The sequence below is a fragment of the Simonsiella muelleri ATCC 29453 genome, from assembly GCF_002951835.1.
In the GTDB taxonomy this organism is placed as follows: Bacteria; Pseudomonadota; Gammaproteobacteria; order Burkholderiales; family Neisseriaceae; genus Simonsiella; species Simonsiella muelleri.
Map to the genome: position 1 here is coordinate 374931 of NZ_CP019448.1, position 23354 is coordinate 398284.

The window sequence follows — 23354 nt, forward strand, 5'->3', positions numbered from 1 at the left end:
GATAGGAATAAATATGTTAAGTTACCGTCATGCTTTTCACGCGGGCAATCATGCTGATGTGTTGAAACATTTTTTGTTGTATTTGGTATTAGATTATTATAATCAAAAGGATAAGGCGTATTGGTATATTGATACACACAGTGGCGCAGGGATTTACGATTTGCGTGGCGAGCAGGCGCAGAAAGTTGGTGAATTTGCTGATGGTGTGGCGCGATTGTTGGCGGCTGAAACATTACCTACGCAATTGCATGATTTTGTTACGCATTTACTGGATAATTTAGATGATGAAAATTTGTATGGTGGTTCGCCGTGGTTGGCGCAAAGTATGTTGCGTGAAGCAGATAAATTGCGTTTATTTGAGCTACATCCGACTGATTTTCAACATTTAATCAATAATATGCGTGAAGCAAAATTGGGCAGACGTGGCATCATCAAGCAAGAAGATGGTTTTGCTGGTTTGATTGCTTTGTTACCGCCTGTAACTCGCCGTGCAGTGGTGCTGATTGACCCACCTTATGAACAAAAACAAGACTATACGCGTGTGGTGCAAACGTTAAAAGATGTGTTGAAACGATTTGAGCAAGGTTGTTACATGATTTGGTATCCGTGTTTGAGTCGTGTTGAGAGTCAGGAGTTACCTGAAAAATTAAAAAAATTATATCCAGACAATTATTTACGAGCTGAATTGTATGTTCATGCACCACGAGCTAATGGATTGGGTATGCATGGAAGTGGTATGTTTGTGATTAATCCGCCTTACACGCTGCCTGAAATACTGCATAACACATTACCAAAATTGGGAAAAATATTAATGCAAGATGATGGGGCAAAGGTTGTTTTAGAATATAAAATTCGTTAGAAATATTTTTCAGGCTGCCTGAAAAAGAGAAAATGTAGTAAAATGTAGTATTAATTATCAACGTGATGGAGATTATTTTGATGAAAACATTTTCGCAATATTTGATGGTACATTCTCAAGAAAATCATATTCCAAAAGAATTAATTAGCACAGTAGAAAGCATTATTATTGCTTGTAAACAAATTAGCCGTAATGTACGTTTAGGGGCATTATCAGGTGTGCTGGGTGAGGCTGGTACAGGTAATATTCAAGGTGAGGCGCAAAAAAAATTAGACGTGATTGCTAATCAGATTTTGATTGATACATTGCGTACCAATCCGAATGTGGCAGGTTTGGCGAGCGAGGAAGAGGACAATTTTGTCGCTGCCAATGAGCAGGGTGGTTATTTGGTGTTGTTTGATCCATTGGACGGCTCGTCTAATATTGATGTTAATATTTCAATTGGCACGATTTTTTCGGTGTTGTTGAAACCTTCGGGCAGCCTGAAAACAGAAAGTTTTTTGCAAAAGGGCAGTGAGCAAGTTGCGGCTGGTTATGTGTTGTATGGCGTGCAAACTTTGCTGGTTTTGACGTTTAAGCATGGTGTGCACGTATTTACTTTGAATGAGCAAGGTGAATTTATTGAGACGAAATCTTTGCCACAAATCCCTGAACAGACAGCAGAATTTGCGATTAATGCATCTAATCAGCGTCATTGGGAACAACCAATTCAGAAATATATTAATGAATTATTGGCTGGTGAAGATGGAGTGCGTGAAAAAAATTATAATATGCGATGGGTGGCGAGTATGGTGGCCGAAGTGCATCGGATTTTGATGCGTGGTGGTGTATTTTTGTATCCGAAAGACAATCGCGATCCAAGCAAAGCAGGGAAATTACGTTTAATGTACGAAGCTAATCCGTTGGGGTTAGTGGTGGAGCAAGCTGGTGGTAAAATTACCAATTCGCGTGAAAATATGCTGGAAATTCAACCGACTGGATTGCATCAGCGTGTGGCAGTGGTGTTAGGCAGTGCGGAAGAAGTGGGTCATGTGCGTGAATTGCATATTTAGAGGGTAACACGAATAAAATATCTAGGCAGCCTGAAAACTTTTTAGGCTGCCTTTTTATTTTATGCTATCTAGCTCCGAAACCTGTAAGCATTGTTTTGATTGTTTTAAAAAAAATTATAACATCAAGAGAAAAAGAAAAATGCTTAATATAATAAAAATCATGTTCTAATTTTATTTGAGTTTCTTCTGCTCCTGTAGCGTAGCCATGCATAACTTGCGCCCAACCTGAAATACCTGGTTTGACAATATGGCGATAATTATAGAATGGAACTTGTTTTTCCAATTCATCAGCGAATGGCTTGAATTCAGCTCGCGGACCAATTAGGCTCATTTCACCTTTTAATACATTGATAAATTGTGGTAATTCATCAATTCGTGTTTTACGAATAAATTTACCAATTTTGGTAATCCTGTCATCATTAGAGATTGTGGCACTTTCTTGATTATTTTCTTTCATGCTGCGTAATTTATACACAATAATAGTTTGACCACGATAGCCAACACGCGGTTGAGTATAAATAATTGAACCACCATCTTCTAATTTGATAAGTAAAGCAGTAATAAATACCACAGGCAAAGTAATCGGAAATGACAAAATAATTAATAGACATTCTAAAAAATGTTTAATATTCATATAAATAGAAGATGGTAGTAATGAGCCTAAATTATTTTCATACATATGCTTAATTTTGACACGTCCAGTTAGCATTTCTTCCACATACCGAATATGATAAACGGGAATCCCTTTCAAAGTTTTCATTGCTAGAAAATTTTGCCATTCAGAAGTTAAATCATTGCTTTGTAAATCAGCAACATAGCCTTGAATTTTTTCATTTAATTGAATTTGTGGATTAACTTGTTTGAGCCATTTTATTTCAGGTAACAGATAAGCATCAATAGCATCGCCTATTGGAATATACGCAAAAGTAGATTTAGTTCGTGTGCGCAATTTAAAGCTATAGTAATTGTATATACATGAAACCAAAAAACCTAACTCCAAATATACAATTGAATAAGGCAACCCCAATATTTTTAATGCTATCCACGCACAAAAAAAGCAAAGAAATGCCGTAGGAATAATGCTAAATGCAGATTTATGCCCTGGATGGTTGGTAATTGCATAAATGGAATGAGCATTGACAAAATGAGTAAATGCCACAGCCAGCATACTGACAATATAGGCGTAACCATTGTAGTTGTATGACCATGGCAGAATTAGCACATAGGGAAGTAGCGTGCTAGCAAGTGTACCTAGCCATAGGCGTGTTTTAAAGGATGTAAATGTAGACATTATATACTAGTTTTCTAAAATATCAATAAGTCGATGATTGATAATATGAACATTGAATTTTTCTTCGGCTATTTTTCTGCTTTCTTTGCCCATTATGGAAATTTGTTCAGGATTATCTATAAAAAATATCATTTTTTCTGCCAATATGTTAGCATTATAAGGAGGAATTAAAAAGCCATTTTTCCAATTTATAACGGTTTCTCTACAACCAGCCACATCTGTGGTAATAATAGGACGACCGATAGCCATAGCTTCTTGCGTACTTCTAGGGACACCTTCACGAAAAGAGGGCTGTACAAATATTGAAGATTTAGTAATTTCTTCTGCAACATTATCAACATGACCAAGATGTACTACTAAACCATTGTCAATAAAAGGTTGTAATTGTTCTTTTGTCAAAGCAAATGGATTATTTTCATCAAATCCGCCTAAAATAACGAATTCACAGTTTGAATATTTTTCTTTTACCAGTTTAGCCGCTTCCAAATATTCAAAAATACCTTTTGCTTGTAATAGTCGTGCAATAAAGATAAATCGAATTATTTTAATTGAACTTATTGGTTGATAAGTGAATTTTTCTAAATCTACACCAATGCCGCCTAAAATAATTGTTTCTTTTGATGGAATATGGAATCTATCAATCAAATCTTTTTTATCATCTGGATTGAGTACAATTAATTTATTTAATAATGGGACTGAACACCAATATAAAATAATTTGTGCAATTTGAATGATTCTCGCTTTATTTGTAAAACCTTGCTGGTAGGGAGTGAAAGCATTACCTAATCCCTCAACCATACCAATAATTTTAGGTACTTTGGCTAATTTTGCTGCCCATGTACCAAAAATAACGGGTTTAACAAAATAAGAGAAAACAATATTTGGCTTTATATCAACTATTTGTTTTTTTAATGATAACATTATGTTAAAATCACCGAATAAATTCATTCCTTTGTGATTCAATTCATGAGAAATGGGAATGGCATCCCATTCTTTAATTATTTGCATTTGTGTGGATGTATAATTAGATGCACAACAATAAACAGTATAGTTTTTACGAACTAATTCTATAATTAATTCTTTTCTAAAATTTAATAAAGTTGTGGCATCACCGCCAATAATCAGGATTTTTTTATTTTGATTCATATATTTCTAACCATCTTTTTACGCTAGTTTCTAAAGAAAATAACTTTTCAACACGCTGTCTTGCTTTCAAATTATTTTCATCAATTATTTGTTCAGGCAGTTGTAAAGCTTTTTTTATTGCATTTGCAAGTAGTTCCGTGTTTTGTTTGGGAACTAAAATACCAGTATTTCCCATAACTTCGGAAACACCACCACAATCAGTAGCAATTACAAAAGTATTGCATGCCATTGCTTCAGCTACTACCAGCCCAAACCCTTCATATTTAGATGATAATACAAAAAAATCAGCCATATTCATCAGACGAGAAATATCAGTTCTTACACCTAGTAATATAAGTAAATGGTTAAGTTTATAATATGAAATTAACCCTTTTAATTTATCCAACAAATCACCATCACCTGCAATAAGAAATTTTGCAGGGAATTTATTAAAAAATCCTTGTTGTTCTAAAATGTAAATAGCTTTAATTAAGTTAGGGTAGTCTTTTTGTTCATGCAATCTACCAACTGAAAGAAATATTGTTTCATGATTGACATCAAATTCAGTTTTATAAAACTTTTTATCAATTATTGCTGGAGCATATATATTAGTATTAATGCCGTTATAAACTGTTATTATTTCCTGATTTTTTACTGCTCTTTTATCAATGAATGCTTGACTAGCTTCTTGGCTGACGTTAGTAGTAACGTTGGCTAGGGAATGAGTTAATCTATATGCCATCATTCGCAATTTACCACCCTCATCAGAATTATGAGCTGTAGAAATTAATTTATTAGTATTAAGGGTTTTGCACCACAAACGATTTAAGCGTGTAAATATATTTGCATGCACCATATGGGCATGAATAATATCAGGTTGATAATGTGATATTAGTTTACAGTATTTGTAACAACTCATTGGAAAAGAATAAATACTTTCCAACCCTAAATATATTAACTCAATTTTTTCTGATTTTGGAGTAACTTGAATATTGCCTGCCAAATATGCAATTTTTACTTCATGCCCATTTTTTTGCATTTCATCCGCCAAGTTTATGGTAACTCGTTCAGCACCACCAAGACCTAACCCTGTGATTACATATAAAATTTTCATATAAAAAAATAACTCCAATTTAGTGTACTAAAACCGATATACAAACTAATTATTAGCCAATATACTATACTTAGTATTTTGTAAATAAATTTCTGTTCTAAAATACATAATATTAGTACTGGGATGATAGCTGATAAAAATCTTAATGGGTACCCACCTGTAAATAATGGAGAAAAAAGTACCATTAATAAAATTATTATAGATATGTAATCATAACATGATAAATAATTTATACAACCATTTTTTATTTTTGATTTTGATGATAATGCTATATTAATATAAAGGAAAAAACAGTAAATAGAAGTCAAAAAGGATGTTTGCCATTGAGTAGTAGCATAAACACTGGCTCGCCGCTCATCTCCAATTATAGTTAAGATATCTGATAAAAGAGAACTTGTCATATAACTAAGAAGAAAACCTATAAATACCAATATAATATGTATAATAATAAACGATTTTGATAATAACCGCGTACTAATGAAATAATAAGAAAGAATTAATAGTATATAAATTATGCTTGATGTATGTATTAAGATTAATGGAGCAGTAAAAAATAGCAATTTATAGATATGTAAAACATTATTTTTTTTATCATATAAGATATCTAATACTATATATAGTATAGAAACAGAAAAAGCTAAACGTAATTGGTTTAAATAAAACATTGTGGCCAATGGATTTAGTAACATAAAAATTGAATAATACATCCTTGTATTTTTATATATAAATAAAATATACAGTATTGATATTATAGTTGGTAGTAATACTGAGAATATATATATGCTATTCTCGTTAGAAAAATAGTTACTTATATTTGAAATAATTAAAGCCCATAGAGGTTCATTAAAGATCATTTCCCATGAGAGTGAAGTAGTATTTAATTCATATCCACCTGAAGTTAATATATTATTATAATTAAATATATCAGATTCAGTTCGCAAAAATGAAAATTTAAACCAATCGACCTCAAATAATAAAAATAAAAATAAAAGAGTATACAAACATGAGAAAATATAAAAATAAATTTGTTGTATTTTTATTTTCATAAAATAGATGTCCATTTAGTAATAATATTCTCAATATAAAAAGTATTTTTTATTTTTTGACTGTTAATACAGTATTCTTTATATTTATCTGCAGGCATCATCATTATTTTTAGTAAACTATTTTTAAGTTCATAAATATTTAATGGAGATACCAATAAACCATTTTCATTATGTTGAACCATTTCACTAGGGGCTATTGACAATTCAAAAAAAGAGGCAAAGGATTTAAGATATTGTTTCCACGCAACCATCCCAAACCTTTGCCATGTCCCGAAACACGCTTACAAATGAAACATGGTCAAGACTGTTGCCTATTTTGAAACAGCTTGGCATTTATCGCAAGAAAAATTTACGCAAAACAGTAGAAGGTATCCTATTTCGCTTACGTACAGGCTGCCAATGGGCTGATATACCTAGTTATTTTGGTAAAGCAAACAGCCTTTACCAAAGTTTCAATCGCTGGTCTAAACGCGGTATTTTTACCCGATTATTCAAACATTTGGTAGATACACCCGATATGGAATGGGTCTTTATGGACGGTAGCCATATCCGCGTTCATCAACACGGTATGGGTAAACAATCCATTACGCATCAAGCTGTTGGTAAGAGTATCGGTGGTCATACGTCTAAAATTCATTTAGCGGTTGATGCTTGTGGTAATCCAATTGAATTTATCATTACAGCTGGTAATGTAAATGATATTGTTGTTGCGCCTGATTTATTGGCACAATTGGATTTAAGTGATAATGAAACCGTGTGTGCTGATAGGGGTTTTGACAGTGATACTTTTCGTCGGTTAATTCAGTCTAAACAAAGTAAAGCCAATATTCCATATAAGAAAAATAGAGAACATCTTAATGTGGGCACAGATTGGTATTTATATAAAATCAGGCACTTGGTAGAAAACGCTTTTGCACGATTAAAGCATTTTCGTGCGCTGGCAACACGGTACGATAAATTAAAACGTAATTATGAAAGTACTGTATCATTAGCTTGTGCTTTGATTTGGTTGAAATTATAGCTAAAATGTCATTAGCCCCTAGGGCCTGTGTCACAATCAAATGAAACAATTGGTAAGTCAAACGACAATGCCTCCAATAGAACCATAGGAAAACCTTCAAAACGCGAACTTAGGCAGTATATAGAACTTGTTTCATAGTAATAATTAATATTTTTTGTATGGGGAATAAATTCCACATAGGATTCAATTTGTAAGTCTTTAGCCAGTTTTTTTAATGCAAATTCACAATCTCCACTACCAATAATACGTAGATTCCAATTTAAATTTTCTTTACATACTAAAGCCCATGCTTCTAATAATAAATCAAATCCTTTTTCATAACTCAAACGTCCAATGGCTAAAATATTTTTATAATTTTGTTTATGTTCTAAATCAAAACATTTTTCTCTATTAATTATTGGATTGTGAATGGGAGTAATTTTATTGATTTTTACAAAAGATAAATGCTTTTCCCAAAATTCTTTATCTTTTTGTGTTAATGTTACAATATGATTACAATATTTTGCTGCTAATATCCTACCTAAATCTCTAAATTTTGTACCAAGATTAACTTTAAAATTAAAATGTTCCCAACAAATATGATTAACTTTTAAACCTAACAAAGCAGGGACTGTAAATATACAACTAATGCTATCAACAACAATAAGAGTGTTTATTGAATAAAATTTAATAAATTTACGGATTTTATAAATTGTTTCAATAAAATGAATCTTCATAGATACATCATCAGTATATAATGTATTAATCCGAATCAATGGGTTCAAATCAAAGAAAGGATTTAAACCATTTCTTAAACTAAGTATATGAATTTCATATTCTTTGAATTTAATTAATTCATTAGCAATGATACTAGTTACACGTTCGGTTCCACCATAATTATCTAAATTTCCAATTAGAAAACAAATTTTTTTCTTCATAATATATCATCATTCCTTTTTTTGTTTTTAAATAAGTTTAAGTCAAAACAGGAGGTAAGATTAATCTATAGTTATAATTTGCACATTTTGCTTCTTAAAGATATTGTATGCATTATTATAGGTCGTAGGTATCAAATTTGAGTATATTGAAAATATGCTTATTCTTTCTGAAAGATTATTTATATTTAATGCTGCACTACTGAAAAAAGTAAATATATGATATATATAATTATTTTTCTTTAATTCAGAAATAATATATTCTTCAAAAATAAAATCACAATTAATATTATCAATGATGTTAATTGAATACTCTTCTCTAGGGTGAGGGAAGTAAAAATCAATATTGAAATTGTTATGAATTTTCTCAATTAAATGTATATAGTCTTTCTTTGTCATTGGGGATAGGGGCTGCCCTAACAGAATCGATATACATTTGGGCGGAGATATTTGATTTTTCTCAGATGTAGCATCATTTTTATTTTGATAAAAATGAACTATATCTATGTATTCAGTATTGTAAATAATATTTTTCATATTCTTATATATTGTATAATGCAAGGATGATTCCTTTTTTACTATTGATAGGTTGTATCTATTTCCAAGTAAAAAATAAAAAATTTTCCCATATTTACTTCTGTTTTCTATATAAAATTGACTATTTTCGTCTATGTTAGCAGTTCCATCATCAAATGTATAAATACATAAACGACTGTTTCTATACTTAAGTAAACTTAATGCGGAGTGTAAATAGACAGAATCTATACTTGCAATATAGACTGATTTTATTTTTACGTCTTTATTTAATATTTCGGATATGACAAAATATCTAAATTTAATAAAATTAATCAACTGTAATATCTTATTTTTTTGAGATATCTCAAAAAAATAACTATCAATCGTATGTTTTCTTAAATTATTTAAATAATATGTATATTTATTACTTTTTGATAAAGATAATACTAATAATATATATTTCTCATTAGACTGTCTAATGATTGCCTCAGCTATAAGCATTTGCAATGGTGTACAACAAATAATCAAATTCATAATTAAAATATAATATCAAAAATAATATCAAAAAAAGACTTAGGTTCAATATTTTTTAAACCATCATCTAAAAATTGTTTAATTACCTGATAAGATTGTTCCATCGTGTTATTTTGATAATACGGATTACTCATTTCAGGCAGCCTGAGCTGAAAGTCAGCTGATAACAATTGATTAATTGCAAAAATGATACTGCTGGTATTAATTGGTACATCAATCACACTTTCTCCACGCACACGCCCTTGTTGGCGATTACCGATATTAATCGTACCAACATGAAAAGAAGGTGCTTCCAACAAACCCGAAGAGCTATTACCAATAATGCCTTGTGAATATTTAATTAATGCTAAATAATTCTCAGGTGTTACAGAGGTAAAAAAGCGAAATTGATTTTCTTGGGTATATTCTTGTATACGCAAAAATATTTTATCTGAATGTGTATCAGAATTTGAACCAATAAAAATAAAATCGTAATCGGCTTTGAAATTATCCAATGCTTCCAGTAAGGTATTTACTTGATCAATCACTGAATAATGATTAAGTGTTTCTGGGTGAAAAACCACCATAAAATATGGTTTATCCAGCAAGCCAATTGTTTGGGCAAGTTCCTGTTTTTCAGGCAATCTCAAACATAAACCATTCTCCGCACCCAATGAGCCGATATTATACACGGTATCGGGGTGTTCTCCTAGTTGAATGACGCGATTGCGATATTCTTCGGTTGCAGTTAAATGTAAGCGACTCATTTTAGTAATGCAATGGCGGATAAATTCATCATAATTACCTAATGTTTGTTCTCCACCATGCAGATGAATAATAGGAATATTATGCATAGCAGCAGCTGTGGCAACTGCCATCATTTCATATCTGTCGCCCAATACCATAATTGCATCATAATGGTTTTGTTGGAAATGTGTACCGAAAGCATCTAGACATTCGGCCATAGAGTAAATAATGGTTTGATTATTTTGACTATTTAATGTGAGTGGAATTTTAGCTGCAATATGAAAACCATCTTTTTCAATTATTTTTACAGTATTGCCATATTGCGGCGCAAGGTGCATAGCGGTAACGATAAGTGAAAATTCTAACGTTTCATCGGCTTGTAATTTTGCAAGCAAACGTTTTACAATACCATATTCGGCGCGTGAACCTGTAATGTATGCAATCTTTTTTTTCATGATAATTCTTTTTCTAAAATTTCAGTTAATAATTGATAACCTTGTTCATTTAGATGTAAGCCATCATAACTGTATTTTAAATCTAATTTACCGTATTGATTGGTAAAATATCGATTTAATTGAATAAATATAATATTATTTATTTGTAAAATTGGTCGAATTGCTGAATTAAATTCATTAATTAAATCTGTATGACAATCTATTCTAAATGCTGTATGTAAACATTCTAAAAAATACAGTTGAGCTACGGGGTTTTGAACTCTAATATTTTCAATTAATTGTTCAAGGTTATTTATTATTTTTTGTAAATGATAATTATTTTTTCTTAAGTCATTGATACCCAAAAAAATAAGGATTTTATTGGGTATTTTTATTTTTTGCGTTAAAACATAGTCATTATATTGCTGTATTGTTATTCCTGAAATAGCAAAATTTCCTATAGATTGATTATTCAGATGTTCAATATCCCATTGAGCAAAAATAGAATGACCAATTAGACCAATGTCATGATTTTTAGTTAAAACATAGCGTTTATATAAAATATCTTTTTTTATATTTTCTAGAAGCAAGCTATCTTTATTTTTTTGCTGCATTAAAAAATAAAAATATTCAAAATCTTGTGAGTCATCAATGTCAATAGAAACAGATTTTTCCATCATATAAGCCAAAGATTTAGCACCAAAAAAATGCTTTTGTTTTAAATAGGCAGCAGGTTTAGCAATAAAAATTGCACCATTTGGGGCATATTCTGTTAAATGCTTTTGTCGTGCGTAATTGGAATAATCTAATTGAAAATGTTTCAGACTACCATCTGCTTCAATTGGTTTAATCAGTGCTGTAGATTTATCGCTCTTGGTTACTGAAACCAAAAAATCAAATTGTTCACTTTGTTCTTCAAATTTGGAACAGGCTTCCTGAATATGTTGCGCTGTTCGTAGTGGAGAAGTAGGCTGCAATAAGACGAAATAATCATAATTTGAATAACGAGTTAACACATCTTCTAAAACAACAAATGAACTTGCCGTATCACTGGCTAAATGTTCTGCACGTTTAATAAACTCAATCGGATAATGATTGAGTAAATCAATATATTCTTGAGAATCTGTGCTAACAATAACTTTATCAAATAATTGACTTTCTAATGCAGCCTCAATGGAATACGCCATCAAAGGTTTACCATTTACTAATAAAACATTTTTATTAGGCAAACCTTTTGATCCAGAACGAGCAGTGATAATGGCAATTTTTTTCATATTTCAATCTTTATTTATACTGGTTGATTTTCAAATCGATTATCTGAGATCAATTCGTCTTCTTCAAAATCAGCTTGAGCTTCTTTACCTAGAATATCGTACCAACACATCGGGCTAATACCATTTCCTGGACGTTTGGTAGTTAAGTTTTCTACAGTAAAGATTTCCCCTTTTTTTATTGGGCGTGATGCGATAATAGACTTACGCGCAACAATCTTATTTTTTGCTTCTGATTGAGTAACAATTTTTTCAGATGAACCTAATGATTTTTCTACTGCACGAATACCTTGACATAATAAAGCCAATTCTTCAGGGGTAACTGATGCTTTATGGTCTGGCCCTTCAAAATTTTTATCCAGTGTAAAATGCTTTTCAATAAAAGTAATACCATAAGTAACTGCAGCAATACCAGCAAAATAACCTACTGAATGGTCTGAAAAACCCAAACTATAATCAGCAAAAATATTTTTTAATTGATGGAATGCATTTAAATTGACATCCTCATAAGGTGTTGGATATTCTGTATTACAATGCAATATAGTAATATCTTTTTTTGCCATACCATTGCTTTCCAATACATTTAAGGCTGCCTGAATTTCTTCAATCGTTGCCATACCTGTTGAAATAACAATGTTTTTCCCATCAATCGGTAAACGAGCAATTTTTTCTAAATAGGGGAGGTTAGTTAATTCACCAGATGGAATTTTCCAAATTTTCTGTTTCTCACCTGCTAAAAAATCAATGGATTCCATATCAAAAGGTGTAGAAAAAACTTCTAAACCTAAAGAACGTGCATACTGCTCTAATTTACGAAATTCATTGTAAGGTAATTCTAATTTGCGCGTCATTTCTAATTGCGAATCAGCAGTACCAGTGGTTTCTTTTTGATATTCAGCTTTAGGGGCATACTTAGAAATTAGCTTATCCGCCTTAAAGGTTTGAAATTTTACAGCATCTACACCACAAGATTTCGCAACATCTACCATTTTTTTCGCTAATTCTGGGTCGCCATTATGATTGCAACCGATTTCAGCAACAATAAAAACATGATTGGTCATTTGTTTTCCTTAATAAATTTTGCAGGTACACCTGCTACAATAGTATGTGGCTCAACATTTTTAATAACAACTGCTCCAGCACCAATAACTGAATGCTGGCCTATATGCAATTGCCCATTAACAACGCTAGAACTACCAATAAAACAAAAATCTTTCACAAGAACATCACCATTAAGGGTTGTATTAGTAGAAATATTACAGTGATTTTGTATTTGGCAACCGTGTTCAATTAATGCTCGAGTATTAATAATGACATTATTCCCAATTTTAGCACCACTATTGACAATCGCCATTTTGCCTATAAAAGTTCCAATGCCAATTTCAGCATGAATGGAAACTAAAGCAGTTTTATCAATAATACTAATAATTTTACAATTTAAATCTTGTAATTTTCTAAATTTATCATAACGATGTATATTATTACCAATACTGATAAAATATTCATAATCCTGATATGGTAAAAAGTTTTCTATTGAATCAGCAACAATAGGATAGCCAAGATGTAGAGAATGAATCGGTTTAATATTATCAATAAATCCACATAATTGGTATACATCAGAATCTAGAGAATCTAAAGCAGACTTAGCATATCCTCCTGCACCAATAAAAATAACCTTTTTTCTCATTGTGTTATTATTCCTTCTATTATTTATCAAATTCTATCTAGCCCCAAATCCCGTCATAATAATTCTAATTGTTTTGGCAATGGTAACCAAATCCAATAAAAATGAAAAATTCTTAATATAGTAAAAATCATATTCAATTTTTACTTGTGTTTCTTCAGTATCGCTGGCGTAACCCTGTGTTACTTGTGCCCAACCCGATAACCCCGGTTTAACAATATGACGATAATTATAAAATGGAATGGCTTGTTCAAATTGTTCTACGAAAACTTTTTGTTCAGGACGTGGTCCAATTAAACTCATATCACCTTTTAAAATATTAAAAAATTGCGGTAACTCATCAATTCTGGTTTTTCTAATGAACTTACCAATTTTTGTAATGCGTTCGTCATTGGTTTGAGCGAATTTTGCGCCATCTTTTTCAGAATCGCTAACCATACTACGGAATTTATAGATAGTAAACTCTTTTCCACCTTGTCCAATTCGTTTTTGTGTGAATAAAATTTTTCCTTTGTCTTCACGATAAATGATAATGGCGGTAAATATCATAATTGGAAGAGTAATTGGTAACGAAATACAAACCAATAAGATATCCAACCAACGTTTTATTACTATATAAATAGGCGAAGGCAATAATGAACCCAAATCATTTTCGTGCATATGCCGAATTTTGACTCTACCTGTTAAAGATTCCTCAATTTGTCGTATATTATATACAGGGATTTGTAAAAGTGTGCAATTTGCCAAAAATTTCTGCCAATCTTTACTTAATTCAATGCTATGCAAATCTGCAACTACTGCCTGAATAGGTGTTGCAGGCAGCATGGGTTGCGCCAGTTTAATCCAAGTGGCATTCGGTAAATGCGCAGCTTGCTCGGCTTCTCCTAATGGAATATAAGCAATAGACGGTGTATTTTGTTGCTGTCGCCAAAAATCAAAACTGAAAAATAATGCAGAAAATATACCACTGGCAAAAACAAAACTATTGGAAAATGTAACAAAAAATATACCAACAATACCAAAAACAATACTGTATGTGATACCAACTGTTGGCAAAACGTGTAGCCAACTTTGGTTACCTGGAAAAGTACGCAATTTATACAATGAAATAGTGGTCAATAAATATGAAATATAGGAAATACTGAAACTGTTAATAATTTTAATATCAGTAAAATGAATGTCTTTTTGCGAAAGATAAAGTGATAATACGATGCTGGTTAAAATTAAACCAATTATACTGTATCTTAGATTTAATGTGATTTGTTTCATTTTGCGTGGCGATCTAATAGATATATAGAGTTTCTTTAATATACTTAAGGGTAACAGGCGAACAAAGCTACGTATTATAAAATAATATAATGAAATGAAAATATTAGTAATTCCTAACTGCTTTTTTAGGTTATATAATTGCCATTCACTGCGAATATATGCCCATCCGCGCCTCCGTTCCAGCATGCTCATTCCTGTTCGTGCTAAAACCAACGTTTCAGGCAAATTGGCTGCCTGAACACCATTTGCTAACATTCGCAGCCATAAATTATAATCCTCCATAAAAACATGATGTTGATAACCACCTGCTTGCTGCACGGCTGATTTTTGATACGCAACTGTCATGTGATTAAATGGATTACGCTTCTTTGAAAATTCAATGATTTGATGATGATTGAGTGGCACATTGCGTGATGTTTGTGTGTGGTAGGGATTATGGTCAAATTCCGCAATTTGTGTACCTAGCAAACCAATTTCAGGGTAGGTTTCTAAGTAGCGACATTGTGCTTCAAAGCGATTAGGCATGGCAACATCATCAGTGTCCATACGAAAAATATATTCGTATGAACAATGAGTTATTCCATAATTTAAGGCTTTTCCCAAGCCCACGTTTTCAGGCAGCCTGAAAATATGAATATTTAAGGCAGCCTGAAAATCCAAAACAATTTGTTCCAATTCAGACGAAATTGCGCCATCAAATACCATCACAATTTCATCTGCACGCCGCGTTTGGGCTTGCAAACTGGTTAAACATTCACGCAAAAAAGCAGGTTGTTCCGCGTGATACAAAGACATTAAAACGGAAAATTTCATTTAAATTTCAGTCTCATATTCTAAAAAACGAGCAGCATTTTGTGGCGATACTTTACGCGCAAACCACGCACCACTTCTTTGCGCTGCCCACAAATCATCTAACGATAAAAAATCAGGATGATTAGCTGTGTCATTAAATCGAATAAATCGATGATCATCTTCAATTAAATTAAATTTTTCAGGCAGCCTTTTCACAATATATTGAAAAAAATGTTCATCTGGAACCAATTTTTTTGCAAAATAATCAGAGGAATCACCCAAACTTTCATCAAATAAATTTTGTAATGCAACACGGTCAGCCGAAAACCATTGGCTACCACGCCAGCCAATGAGTTCACTGGGTATGATGTAGTCAGCTAATTGTATGATTTTTGTGATAATTCTTCCGAAAATACTGCGTTGCCAATGAGTATCGGCATGGGGGGCATTAAAGCGCATTCGGTGGCGCAAACGTGGTACATTTTCACATTGTAAAAATAACGTGCCATCAGGTTTATTGGCAAACGCATTACTTAGTTTTTCTGATGAAATCAATGGGATACAATCACCACTCATTAAATGAAAATATTGGTTTTTTGGTTGCGCTAAGGCTGCCTGAAACAAATTCAAAGTCGCCAAAATCATGCTAAATCCGCCCCAATGAATCGCCACACGATTCGGTAAAATATGTACATTTGAATGATTATGCAAAAAATTCAACTTTATTATTGGTGATTTTAAATCATAATGAATATAGTAATGATGTGTTGGATTTCTTGCTGCAAGTGTAGCGATATGGTAAGGCGGCGTGTGGCACAAAATCAAATAAGCGTGATTCATATTTTTTCTATTCATTTTATTTTTGAAAAACGTAAGTGATTAATATAATGGTTTTTTTAATAATCTTTTAATCATAATGCTACCAAAATAGCACAATTGCCAACCAAAATCGCGCTGATGTTTTTGTCGCATTTGTGTACGGAAATTTTGGACATGACGTAAATATGCTAATTTGTGTGTCCGTAAGAAAATTTTGATGCTTTCCGCTACAATTAATCGCCAATTTTTTAATTGTAAAACAGTGAGTTCAGTTTTAAATGTAGGATAATTTTTTTCGGCAGCGATGGCCTTTTCTACACCCCAATACAAATCGCTTAAATGGCGATGTGAAAGTGTTGCCAAAATGCTGGTGGCGCGTTGGCGATAACCAATTAGGCTTTCAGGCAGCTTGAAAATATTGGTGGCGGCTAAATAGCAGTAGGGAATGGTCATCATGTCTTCGAATAGTTTTCCTGACTCAAATTCTTGATTTTCAAATAATTTTCTATGATAACAGCGTGTCCAAACATACCAACGATTTTCTTCAAATGCCGCCAAACGATGGCGAGTAAAATCCAAATGCGCGATTTTAGCAAAATAATTTGCATACATTGTTTGGTTTTCAAATGTATTTTTTGTGAATTTGGTGGTGTCAAATTCCACAATATCGGGCGCGTGTTCATCAAGAATATTAATAATTTTATCAATGGCTTGATTGATAAAAATATCATCACTGTCCAAAAATAACCAGTAGTTGCCTGTGGCTTGTGCCATGCCTGCATTACGTGCGGCGGATAAACCTGCGTTTGGTTGATTAATTAATTGATAAGAAATAGACAAATTATCTAAATTTATTAGCCATTCTTGAATTTTATCCCATGTCTGGTCGGTTGAACCGTCATTAATAATCAGTAATTGCAAGCGGTTATGATATTTTTTAGACGTATTGTCTAAAATGGATTGTAAGGCTGCCTGAACGTAATCTTCAACGTTGTAGCAAGGAATAATAATGGATAAAGTGGCGGTCATCATGTTTGGATTTCAATATTCATTTTTGCCATTAAATCATATAGATAATTAAAACTTTCGCGTTGAAATAAAGCGTGTGGTGGGCGGATAGCGTGAATTTGGGTGTGCGGAAATCCGACAACGTTAAGCGCGGCGGTACTGGCAACGTGGTAAATGTGGAATTTGGTGTGTGGTTCTTGCTGAATTCGTTTTAATAAATAATCTTCAAAAATCAATGGAGTATCAATATAATTAGCATTCAATAAGCGATACGACTCGCGTGGGTGGGGGAAATAGGCATCAGCTTGGGTGCATTGTAATAGCGATTGGAATAGGCTGATGTTGTCTGCGGTTTCGTCAAATAATGGTTGTCCGAGCAAGATTTTTTGGGTTTTCAGGCTGCCTGAATCGGACAAAAACGCGCTATTTTGCCACAATTTTAGTGCAATGGTGGGACTGACGATGTTTTTTTGTGTGGGGTAGAGTGTGTGGTGTGCGCTGGATAGTTTGCGCAAGTCTTCGGTGGTGTAGCAAATACCTTGTAATTTTCTGATTATTTTTGATTTTTTTCCATATTTTTGATTTTGATAAAGTATGCTATCGGGGTAAAGATTGGCAGTTCCATCGTCAAAAGTTTCTAATTTTTTAAAAGATAAATGACTGAGTGGATATTGGACATTTGGGTTGTCTATGCTGGCGGCGTAAATGGTATCATATTGTTTTGATAAATTTTTAGTAATGAATGGCAATGTAATTTCGCGTAACCATGTATTTTGTGGTATGCGAATAAATTGTGCATATTGGCATAATTGAGCGGTTTCTTGGTAATAATGGCGGAATTTAGCGTTGTCGGTTTCGGCGTAGCAAATCATCAATAAATCGGCTGGCGTAGGCGCGGTTTTGCGGATAAGTGATTGAGCAATCAGTGATTGTAATGGTGTTAAGCAGATGAATAAATTTTTCATGATAATCAATTGGACAAATTACCTACCCTATTTTCAGGCAGCCTGAAAATATAGCATGTTAATGATTTATTGAAACATGGCGAGAATCGCGCACAAAATAATACAAAATGGGCAAAATGGCAATGTTGCCCGTAATCATCGCCAATGGTATCCATTTGAGACCAAACTGATTCGCTGTGAATAAAGCAATCAGATACGCGCTTGTAGATAGGAGAGAAATACTGGCAATGAGTTTATTTTTTCCATAATAAAACAAATAATTAACGAGTAAGAAATAAGGAATCGTTAAGCCAAAACCCAACAAAAACAGACATAAATAATGATGCGTTCCCACGTAACCAGCACCCAGTAACCATGTGATGAATTTTTCGGGCAGCATAAACGCAAAACCAGCAGGCATCGGCGCAATCAACAAACTGGTTAGCGCGTATTTCCGGACTTTGGTAGAATTCAGGCTGCCTTTTTTAAGTGATTGATAATAATAAGGTATAGTGGCTTTATTCACAGACATCAACAGCACACTCAAAATGCTTGCAATTTGCAAGGCAGCAGCGTAGACACCTAATTGTTCAGCAGAATATTGTTGATAAATCAAAATTCTGTCCAATTGACCTTTTATAAATCCGCTTGCGTGGTGCATTAAAAGCGGTAAACCAAATGCGAAAATATAACGCGCCGACAATTGGCATTTTCGCCAACTCAAACGCGGACGTGCTTCATGACGTGTCAAGCCATACGCCACGCATACCACCACCGCATTTGCCAATAATAACGCCATAAATCGCCATAAAATCATTTGATTAGACATCCATTCTAACAGCACAATGGTAAGCACCGCGCCTAATGCGCCACTGCCAATTTGAATCAATGTGTAAGCAAACGCACGTTTCTGGCATTGCCGCCACGCCAACTGCGTACCCAGCAGTGTTTGACTACTTGCCGCCAAAATCACAATCGCCAAAATCCACGATTGTTGATACCACGCAAACAGCAAACTGATTGCCGTCAGCGTGAATGTGTATAGATATCCTGTTACCATCACATTGGGCATATTGCGTTTGCCGTAAAAATAAAAATAGCGTGCCAATGCACCGTCTTGGCTCAAACCAAACGCCAGCGCACACAAGGACAAAATGGTTTGGTAATACGACATTTCACCAAAACCCGCCGCGCCTAATTTGCGCGTTAAATAGGGCAACAATAAAAAGGGTAGGGCTTTGGCAAATAATTCGCCAAATAGATAAATTGCACTGTCTTTTAGGATTTTCATGTTTCAGGCTGCCTGAAAAATATTGCAGAAATAAGGTAAAATAGACAATTATACAGATAATTTTTTGTATATATGGAATGTGAGATTATGCTAACCAAAGTTTTTTAAAGTGGCAATAGTCAGGTAGTATGTATTACAGCACATTATGTGATGGCGATGCTGATTTGTGGAGGCATTTTGGGTAACAGTCGTCGGGAATAATTTTTTATGATGGCGAATTAAATTTAAACGATTATATTTTGCCCAATCACAGAAAAAACGAGACTTCTCACAAAATTTTGACCCAATACGGCTCAAAGGTTTTGTCAGAAGTCTATCTAATTACTTTAATGCAGTTAACAGAAATGACTTTGCTTAATCAACCAAATTCACTTTACCACTCATCATGGCAACGTGACCAGGGAAAGAGCAGAAGAACACATAGCTTTCGCCTTTTGCCAATTTGTTTACAGGGAATGTGATGGTATCACTTTCGCCGCCACCGATTAATTTGGTTGCTGCCACCACACGAGCATCATCAGGTTTGATGTAATCTTTATCTGCACCAGCAGCAGCACCATCAGCCAAAACCGCATCTTTATCAGCAGCTTTGGTAATCACAACGTTATGACCCATACCTGCCTTAGGTTGTGTACCTGTGTGTTTCAAAGTCAAAGTGAAATTGGTACAAGTTGATTTGACGTTTAATTCTTTGGTATCAAATGTCATTTTATCATCGCTGTTGATGGTTACTGCACATTCATCGCTTGCAGATGCAACAGCTGTCGCCACGTTACTGGCTGCTTCAGTAACAGCAGATGCAGCGGTTGCAGTCGCAGTTGCTACGTTAGATGCAGCCACCGCCGCAGTTTCTGCAACAGGTGCAGCGGGTTTTTCATTATTACAAGCAGTTAAAGCCAAAGCGGTTGCAGTAATCAGAGCTAAATAGGTTTTCATCATTTTTTCCTATCAAGAAATATTCAAATGGATTAACATCATTACCTATCGGGTAATATGTAGGAATCATACACCTTTCTGTTAATGCAAATCAAGAAAATTTATTTATTAACTTAATGACAAGTGATGATATTGCTTTAAACTATACTGTATTCGCAAAAATTATCAATAAAGTCAAGTTATCAACCTTACGAACACTGGTTCTAAGGTTTTGTAAAGGTTTCAGATTCTATTTTTTATGATGTTTAACTAAATTACAAATAGCATCGTGTAGCGCAGGGTGATGCGCCATTTGTTGTGCAGTTTGGCTGAATGCCACTAAAGCAGATTCAGGAATATGAAAATTTTTTTCATGTGAATTAGGTGGGTTTTCAGGTAATACTTTAATTTGATAATCTAAAATTTGATTATCCAAATTCTGCAATTGAATCAATAATGCAGGTAGCAACATTTTTAGGCGCGTTGCTGCCATGCTGCTGGAGGCGTGCAGAATTAACTTGCCATCGCGAATGCACACCACACGAAAATGTGGCGCAATATTCGGTGGCAATAATCGTTTCACTTTTTGATTAATAGATTGAAAATATTGTGCTTGCTGTAATAAATGACAGAGCTGCTGGTCGTGTTTGGCGATTTGATTGAGTTGCATAGTGATTTTATTTTATTTTTCAGGCAGCCTGAAAAAATATTTAATTTATGAATAAGATTAAAATAGCGTTTATTTTTCAGGCTGCCTGAAAATTAATCGTGCGCTAACGCATCAATTGGATTGAGTTTGGAGGCATTTTTCGCAGGCATATAGCCAAACACCACCCCAATTGCTGTAGAACACAATACCGCACCAACAATTGAGCCTGTTGAAAATGACATCGCAAAATCTTTGACAAAATAATCAAAAATTACACCAATCCCAAACGAAATCAACACACCCGAAATGCCACCAATGACACACAATAAAATCGCTTCAATCAAAAATTGTTGCAAAATATTGTTTTGACGTGCGCCAATTGCCATGCGAACGCCGATTTCTTTTGTGCGTTCGGTAACCGATACCAGCATAATGTTCATTACGCCAATACCACCGACTACCAATGAAATCAATGCAATAGATGAAATCAGCATGGTCATGGTACCTGTTGTGGATTCAACGGTTTGCTTGATGCTATCGCTGTTAAACATGAAAAAGTCTTCCGTTCCGTGGCGCGATAGCAGCAGTTCTTTGATGCCTTTTTCGGCGATTTGCGAATCAATATTGTCTTTGACTTTCACTGAAATGCCACTGATGAATTTGCTGCCTGAAATTTGGTTCATCAAAGTGGTATAGGGCGTGTACAAATTCAGGCTGTCTGAACCGCCAAATGGATTATCATCTTTTTTCAATACGCCAATCACGGTTAGGGGGCGTTTTTTGAATAACACGACTTTACCTAATGGATTTTGACCATCGGTAAACAATTTTTTCGCAGTATTATCATCAATAACAACGACTTGTGCATTTTCTTGTACATCTTCATCATTAAATAAGCGTCCTTTGTCTAATTTCAAACCGCGCACATCAAAATATTGGCTGCCTGCACCGTTCATACTGGCGGATAAATCTGTGTTGCGATACGTCAATGTGCCACTGGAGTTGACAGATGGTGTGGTACTTTCGACATAATTTAATTTTGAAATGGCTTGGCTGTCGGCAACCGTCAGCGTTTTAATCTTGCCTGAACGCCTGTCGCCAAAACCTTTACCGGGGTAAATGCTGATGGTATTTGTCCCCATGCTGTTGATGTCGGCAAGAATTTTTTCTTGCGAACCTTTGCCCAACGCCACAACGGAAACCACCGCCGCAATACCGATAATAATGCCAAGCATGGTCAATAAAGAGCGCATTTTATGCGCCACAATCGCTTGTACAGACATTTTGCACGCTTCAGAAAATTGGTCTTTGTAAAAACTCAAACCGTGTTTTTCTTGAATGGCTTGGACGTTGCTGGGGTTGATTTCGGTGGTTTTGCTGGTGTCGGAAATGATTTCGCCGTCTTTGATTTCAATAACGCGATTGGCTTGTGCGGCGATTTGGGGGTCGTGTGTAACCATGATAATGGTGTGTCCTTCGGCGTAAAGCTCGTGAATAATTTGCATCACGGTTTCGCCGCTGCCTGAATCCAGTGCGCCAGTGGGTTCGTCCGCGAAAATGATTTCGCCGCCGTTCATTAACGCTCGGGCGATGGAAACACGTTGTTGCTGACCACCTGATAACGCGCTGGGTTTGTTTTTTTCTTTGCCTTTCAACCCCAATTTGTCCAACAATAAATCTGCACGGGCATTGCGTTCTGCATGACTTAAACCTGCGTACACAGAAGGCAACGCCACGTTGTCTCGCGCTGAAATGGAGCTTAATAAATTATATCGTTGAAAAATAAAGCCAAATCGTTTACGGCGCATGGCTGCCAATTCGTCTACTGACATTTTGGAGGTTTCCGTGCCAGCAATGGAATAGGTTCCGCTTGTGGGTGTGTCCAGTAAACCCAAAATATTCATCAAAGTAGACTTCCCCGAGCCCGATTGCCCGATGATGGCGACAAAATCACCTTTTTGTATCGTCAAATTGATGTTTTTGAGAATGTGAACTCGGTTTTCGCCTTCACCAAAATAGCGGTTAATGTTTTTGCATTCTATTAATGACATATTTTTTACTCTGATTTTTCAGGCAGCCT

The 23354-nt window shown here is 34.2% G+C and carries 21 protein-coding genes; 3 read left to right on the forward strand and 18 right to left on the reverse strand.

What is annotated here, in order from left to right:
* Positions 1-13: 13 nt before the first annotated feature.
* Together BWP33_RS01820 and BWP33_RS01825 are read left to right on the forward strand one after the other, a co-directional pair.
* The gene (locus BWP33_RS01820) at positions 14-859 is read left to right on the forward strand and encodes a 23S rRNA (adenine(2030)-N(6))-methyltransferase RlmJ (protein ID WP_002641074.1); all 846 of its coding nucleotides are present in this window, start codon (positions 14-16) and stop codon (positions 857-859) included.
* 80 nt (positions 860-939) lie between these two features.
* Positions 940-1911: a class 1 fructose-bisphosphatase gene (locus tag BWP33_RS01825; protein ID WP_002641073.1), complete on the forward strand. Its 972-nt coding sequence runs from the start codon at positions 940-942 to the stop codon at positions 1909-1911.
* A 64-nt stretch (positions 1912-1975) separates the two neighbouring features.
* Here the strand turns inward: BWP33_RS01825 and BWP33_RS01830 are convergent, their stop codons facing one another.
* From BWP33_RS01830 to BWP33_RS01850, 4 genes are all read right to left on the reverse strand, one after another.
* Positions 1976-3202 carry a sugar transferase gene (locus BWP33_RS01830; protein WP_002641072.1) on the reverse strand — a complete coding sequence of 409 codons (1227 nt, stop codon included), beginning with the start codon at positions 3200-3202 and terminating at the stop codon, positions 1976-1978.
* A gap of 6 nt (positions 3203-3208) precedes the next feature.
* Complete coding sequence (locus tag BWP33_RS01835) at positions 3209-4348, reverse strand: glycosyltransferase family 4 protein (RefSeq protein ID WP_002641071.1); 1140 nt, start codon at positions 4346-4348, stop codon at positions 3209-3211.
* On the reverse strand, positions 4335-5441 hold the full coding sequence (locus BWP33_RS01840) for a glycosyltransferase (RefSeq protein WP_002641070.1): 1107 nt from the start codon (positions 5439-5441) through the stop codon (positions 4335-4337). The genes BWP33_RS01835 and BWP33_RS01840 overlap by 14 nt, the downstream gene beginning before the upstream one ends.
* A gap of 1042 nt (positions 5442-6483) precedes the next feature.
* The gene (locus tag BWP33_RS01850) at positions 6484-6738 is read right to left on the reverse strand and encodes a hypothetical protein (protein ID WP_104930284.1); all 255 of its coding nucleotides are present in this window, start codon (positions 6736-6738) and stop codon (positions 6484-6486) included.
* Positions 6739-6752: 14 nt separating this feature from the next.
* On the opposite strand from BWP33_RS01850, the gene BWP33_RS01855 reads away from it, so the two are divergent.
* Positions 6753-7508: an IS5 family transposase gene (locus BWP33_RS01855; protein WP_002641156.1), complete on the forward strand. Its 756-nt coding sequence runs from the start codon at positions 6753-6755 to the stop codon at positions 7506-7508.
* Between the two features lie 11 nt (positions 7509-7519).
* Here the strand turns inward: BWP33_RS01855 and BWP33_RS01860 are convergent, their stop codons facing one another.
* From BWP33_RS01860 to BWP33_RS01930, 14 genes are all read right to left on the reverse strand, one after another.
* Positions 7520-8425 (reverse strand): glycosyltransferase family 4 protein, encoded by a 906-nt coding sequence (locus BWP33_RS01860; protein WP_002641067.1) that lies wholly within the window; start codon positions 8423-8425, stop codon positions 7520-7522.
* Positions 8426-8485: 60 nt separating this feature from the next.
* On the reverse strand, positions 8486-9472 hold the full coding sequence (locus BWP33_RS01865) for a glycosyltransferase family 52 (RefSeq protein ID WP_002641066.1): 987 nt from the start codon (positions 9470-9472) through the stop codon (positions 8486-8488).
* 2 nt (positions 9473-9474) lie between these two features.
* On the reverse strand, positions 9475-10653 hold the full coding sequence (gene neuC / locus BWP33_RS01870; RefSeq protein ID WP_002641065.1) for a UDP-N-acetylglucosamine 2-epimerase: 1179 nt from the start codon (positions 10651-10653) through the stop codon (positions 9475-9477).
* Positions 10650-11906, reverse strand: coding sequence for a cytidylyltransferase domain-containing protein (locus tag BWP33_RS01875; protein ID WP_002641064.1), 1257 nt, complete (start codon positions 11904-11906; stop codon positions 10650-10652). Before BWP33_RS01875 ends, neuC begins: the two co-directional genes overlap by 4 nt.
* A gap of 14 nt (positions 11907-11920) precedes the next feature.
* A complete protein-coding gene (neuB, locus tag BWP33_RS01880) occupies positions 11921-12964 on the reverse strand; it encodes an N-acetylneuraminate synthase (RefSeq protein WP_002641063.1) in 1044 nt (347 codons plus the stop codon).
* Positions 12961-13590, reverse strand: coding sequence for an acetyltransferase (locus BWP33_RS01885; protein WP_002641062.1), 630 nt, complete (start codon positions 13588-13590; stop codon positions 12961-12963). The genes neuB and BWP33_RS01885 overlap by 4 nt, the downstream gene beginning before the upstream one ends.
* 33 nt (positions 13591-13623) lie before the next feature.
* Positions 13624-15669 carry an exopolysaccharide biosynthesis polyprenyl glycosylphosphotransferase gene (locus BWP33_RS12800; protein WP_002641061.1) on the reverse strand — a complete coding sequence of 682 codons (2046 nt, stop codon included), beginning with the start codon at positions 15667-15669 and terminating at the stop codon, positions 13624-13626.
* Entirely contained in the window at positions 15670-16488 is an 819-nt protein-coding gene (locus BWP33_RS01900) for a beta-1,6-N-acetylglucosaminyltransferase (RefSeq protein WP_002641060.1), read from the reverse strand. It lies immediately after the preceding gene.
* Positions 16489-16527: 39 nt separating this feature from the next.
* Positions 16528-17499: a glycosyltransferase family 2 protein gene (locus BWP33_RS01905; protein ID WP_002641059.1), complete on the reverse strand. Its 972-nt coding sequence runs from the start codon at positions 17497-17499 to the stop codon at positions 16528-16530.
* Positions 17496-18440: a glycosyltransferase family 52 gene (locus BWP33_RS01910; protein ID WP_002641058.1), complete on the reverse strand. Its 945-nt coding sequence runs from the start codon at positions 18438-18440 to the stop codon at positions 17496-17498. Before BWP33_RS01910 ends, BWP33_RS01905 begins: the two co-directional genes overlap by 4 nt.
* A 58-nt stretch (positions 18441-18498) precedes the next feature.
* Positions 18499-19710, reverse strand: coding sequence for an oligosaccharide flippase family protein (locus BWP33_RS01915; RefSeq protein ID WP_002641057.1), 1212 nt, complete (start codon positions 19708-19710; stop codon positions 18499-18501).
* 354 nt (positions 19711-20064) lie between these two features.
* On the reverse strand, positions 20065-20646 hold the full coding sequence (azu, locus tag BWP33_RS01920) for an azurin (protein WP_002641056.1): 582 nt from the start codon (positions 20644-20646) through the stop codon (positions 20065-20067).
* A 229-nt stretch (positions 20647-20875) separates the two neighbouring features.
* A complete protein-coding gene (locus BWP33_RS01925; RefSeq protein ID WP_002641055.1) occupies positions 20876-21295 on the reverse strand; it encodes a DciA family protein in 420 nt (139 codons plus the stop codon).
* A gap of 92 nt (positions 21296-21387) precedes the next feature.
* Positions 21388-23325, reverse strand: coding sequence for a MacB family efflux pump subunit (locus tag BWP33_RS01930; protein ID WP_002641054.1), 1938 nt, complete (start codon positions 23323-23325; stop codon positions 21388-21390).
* Positions 23326-23354 lie beyond the last annotated feature (29 nt).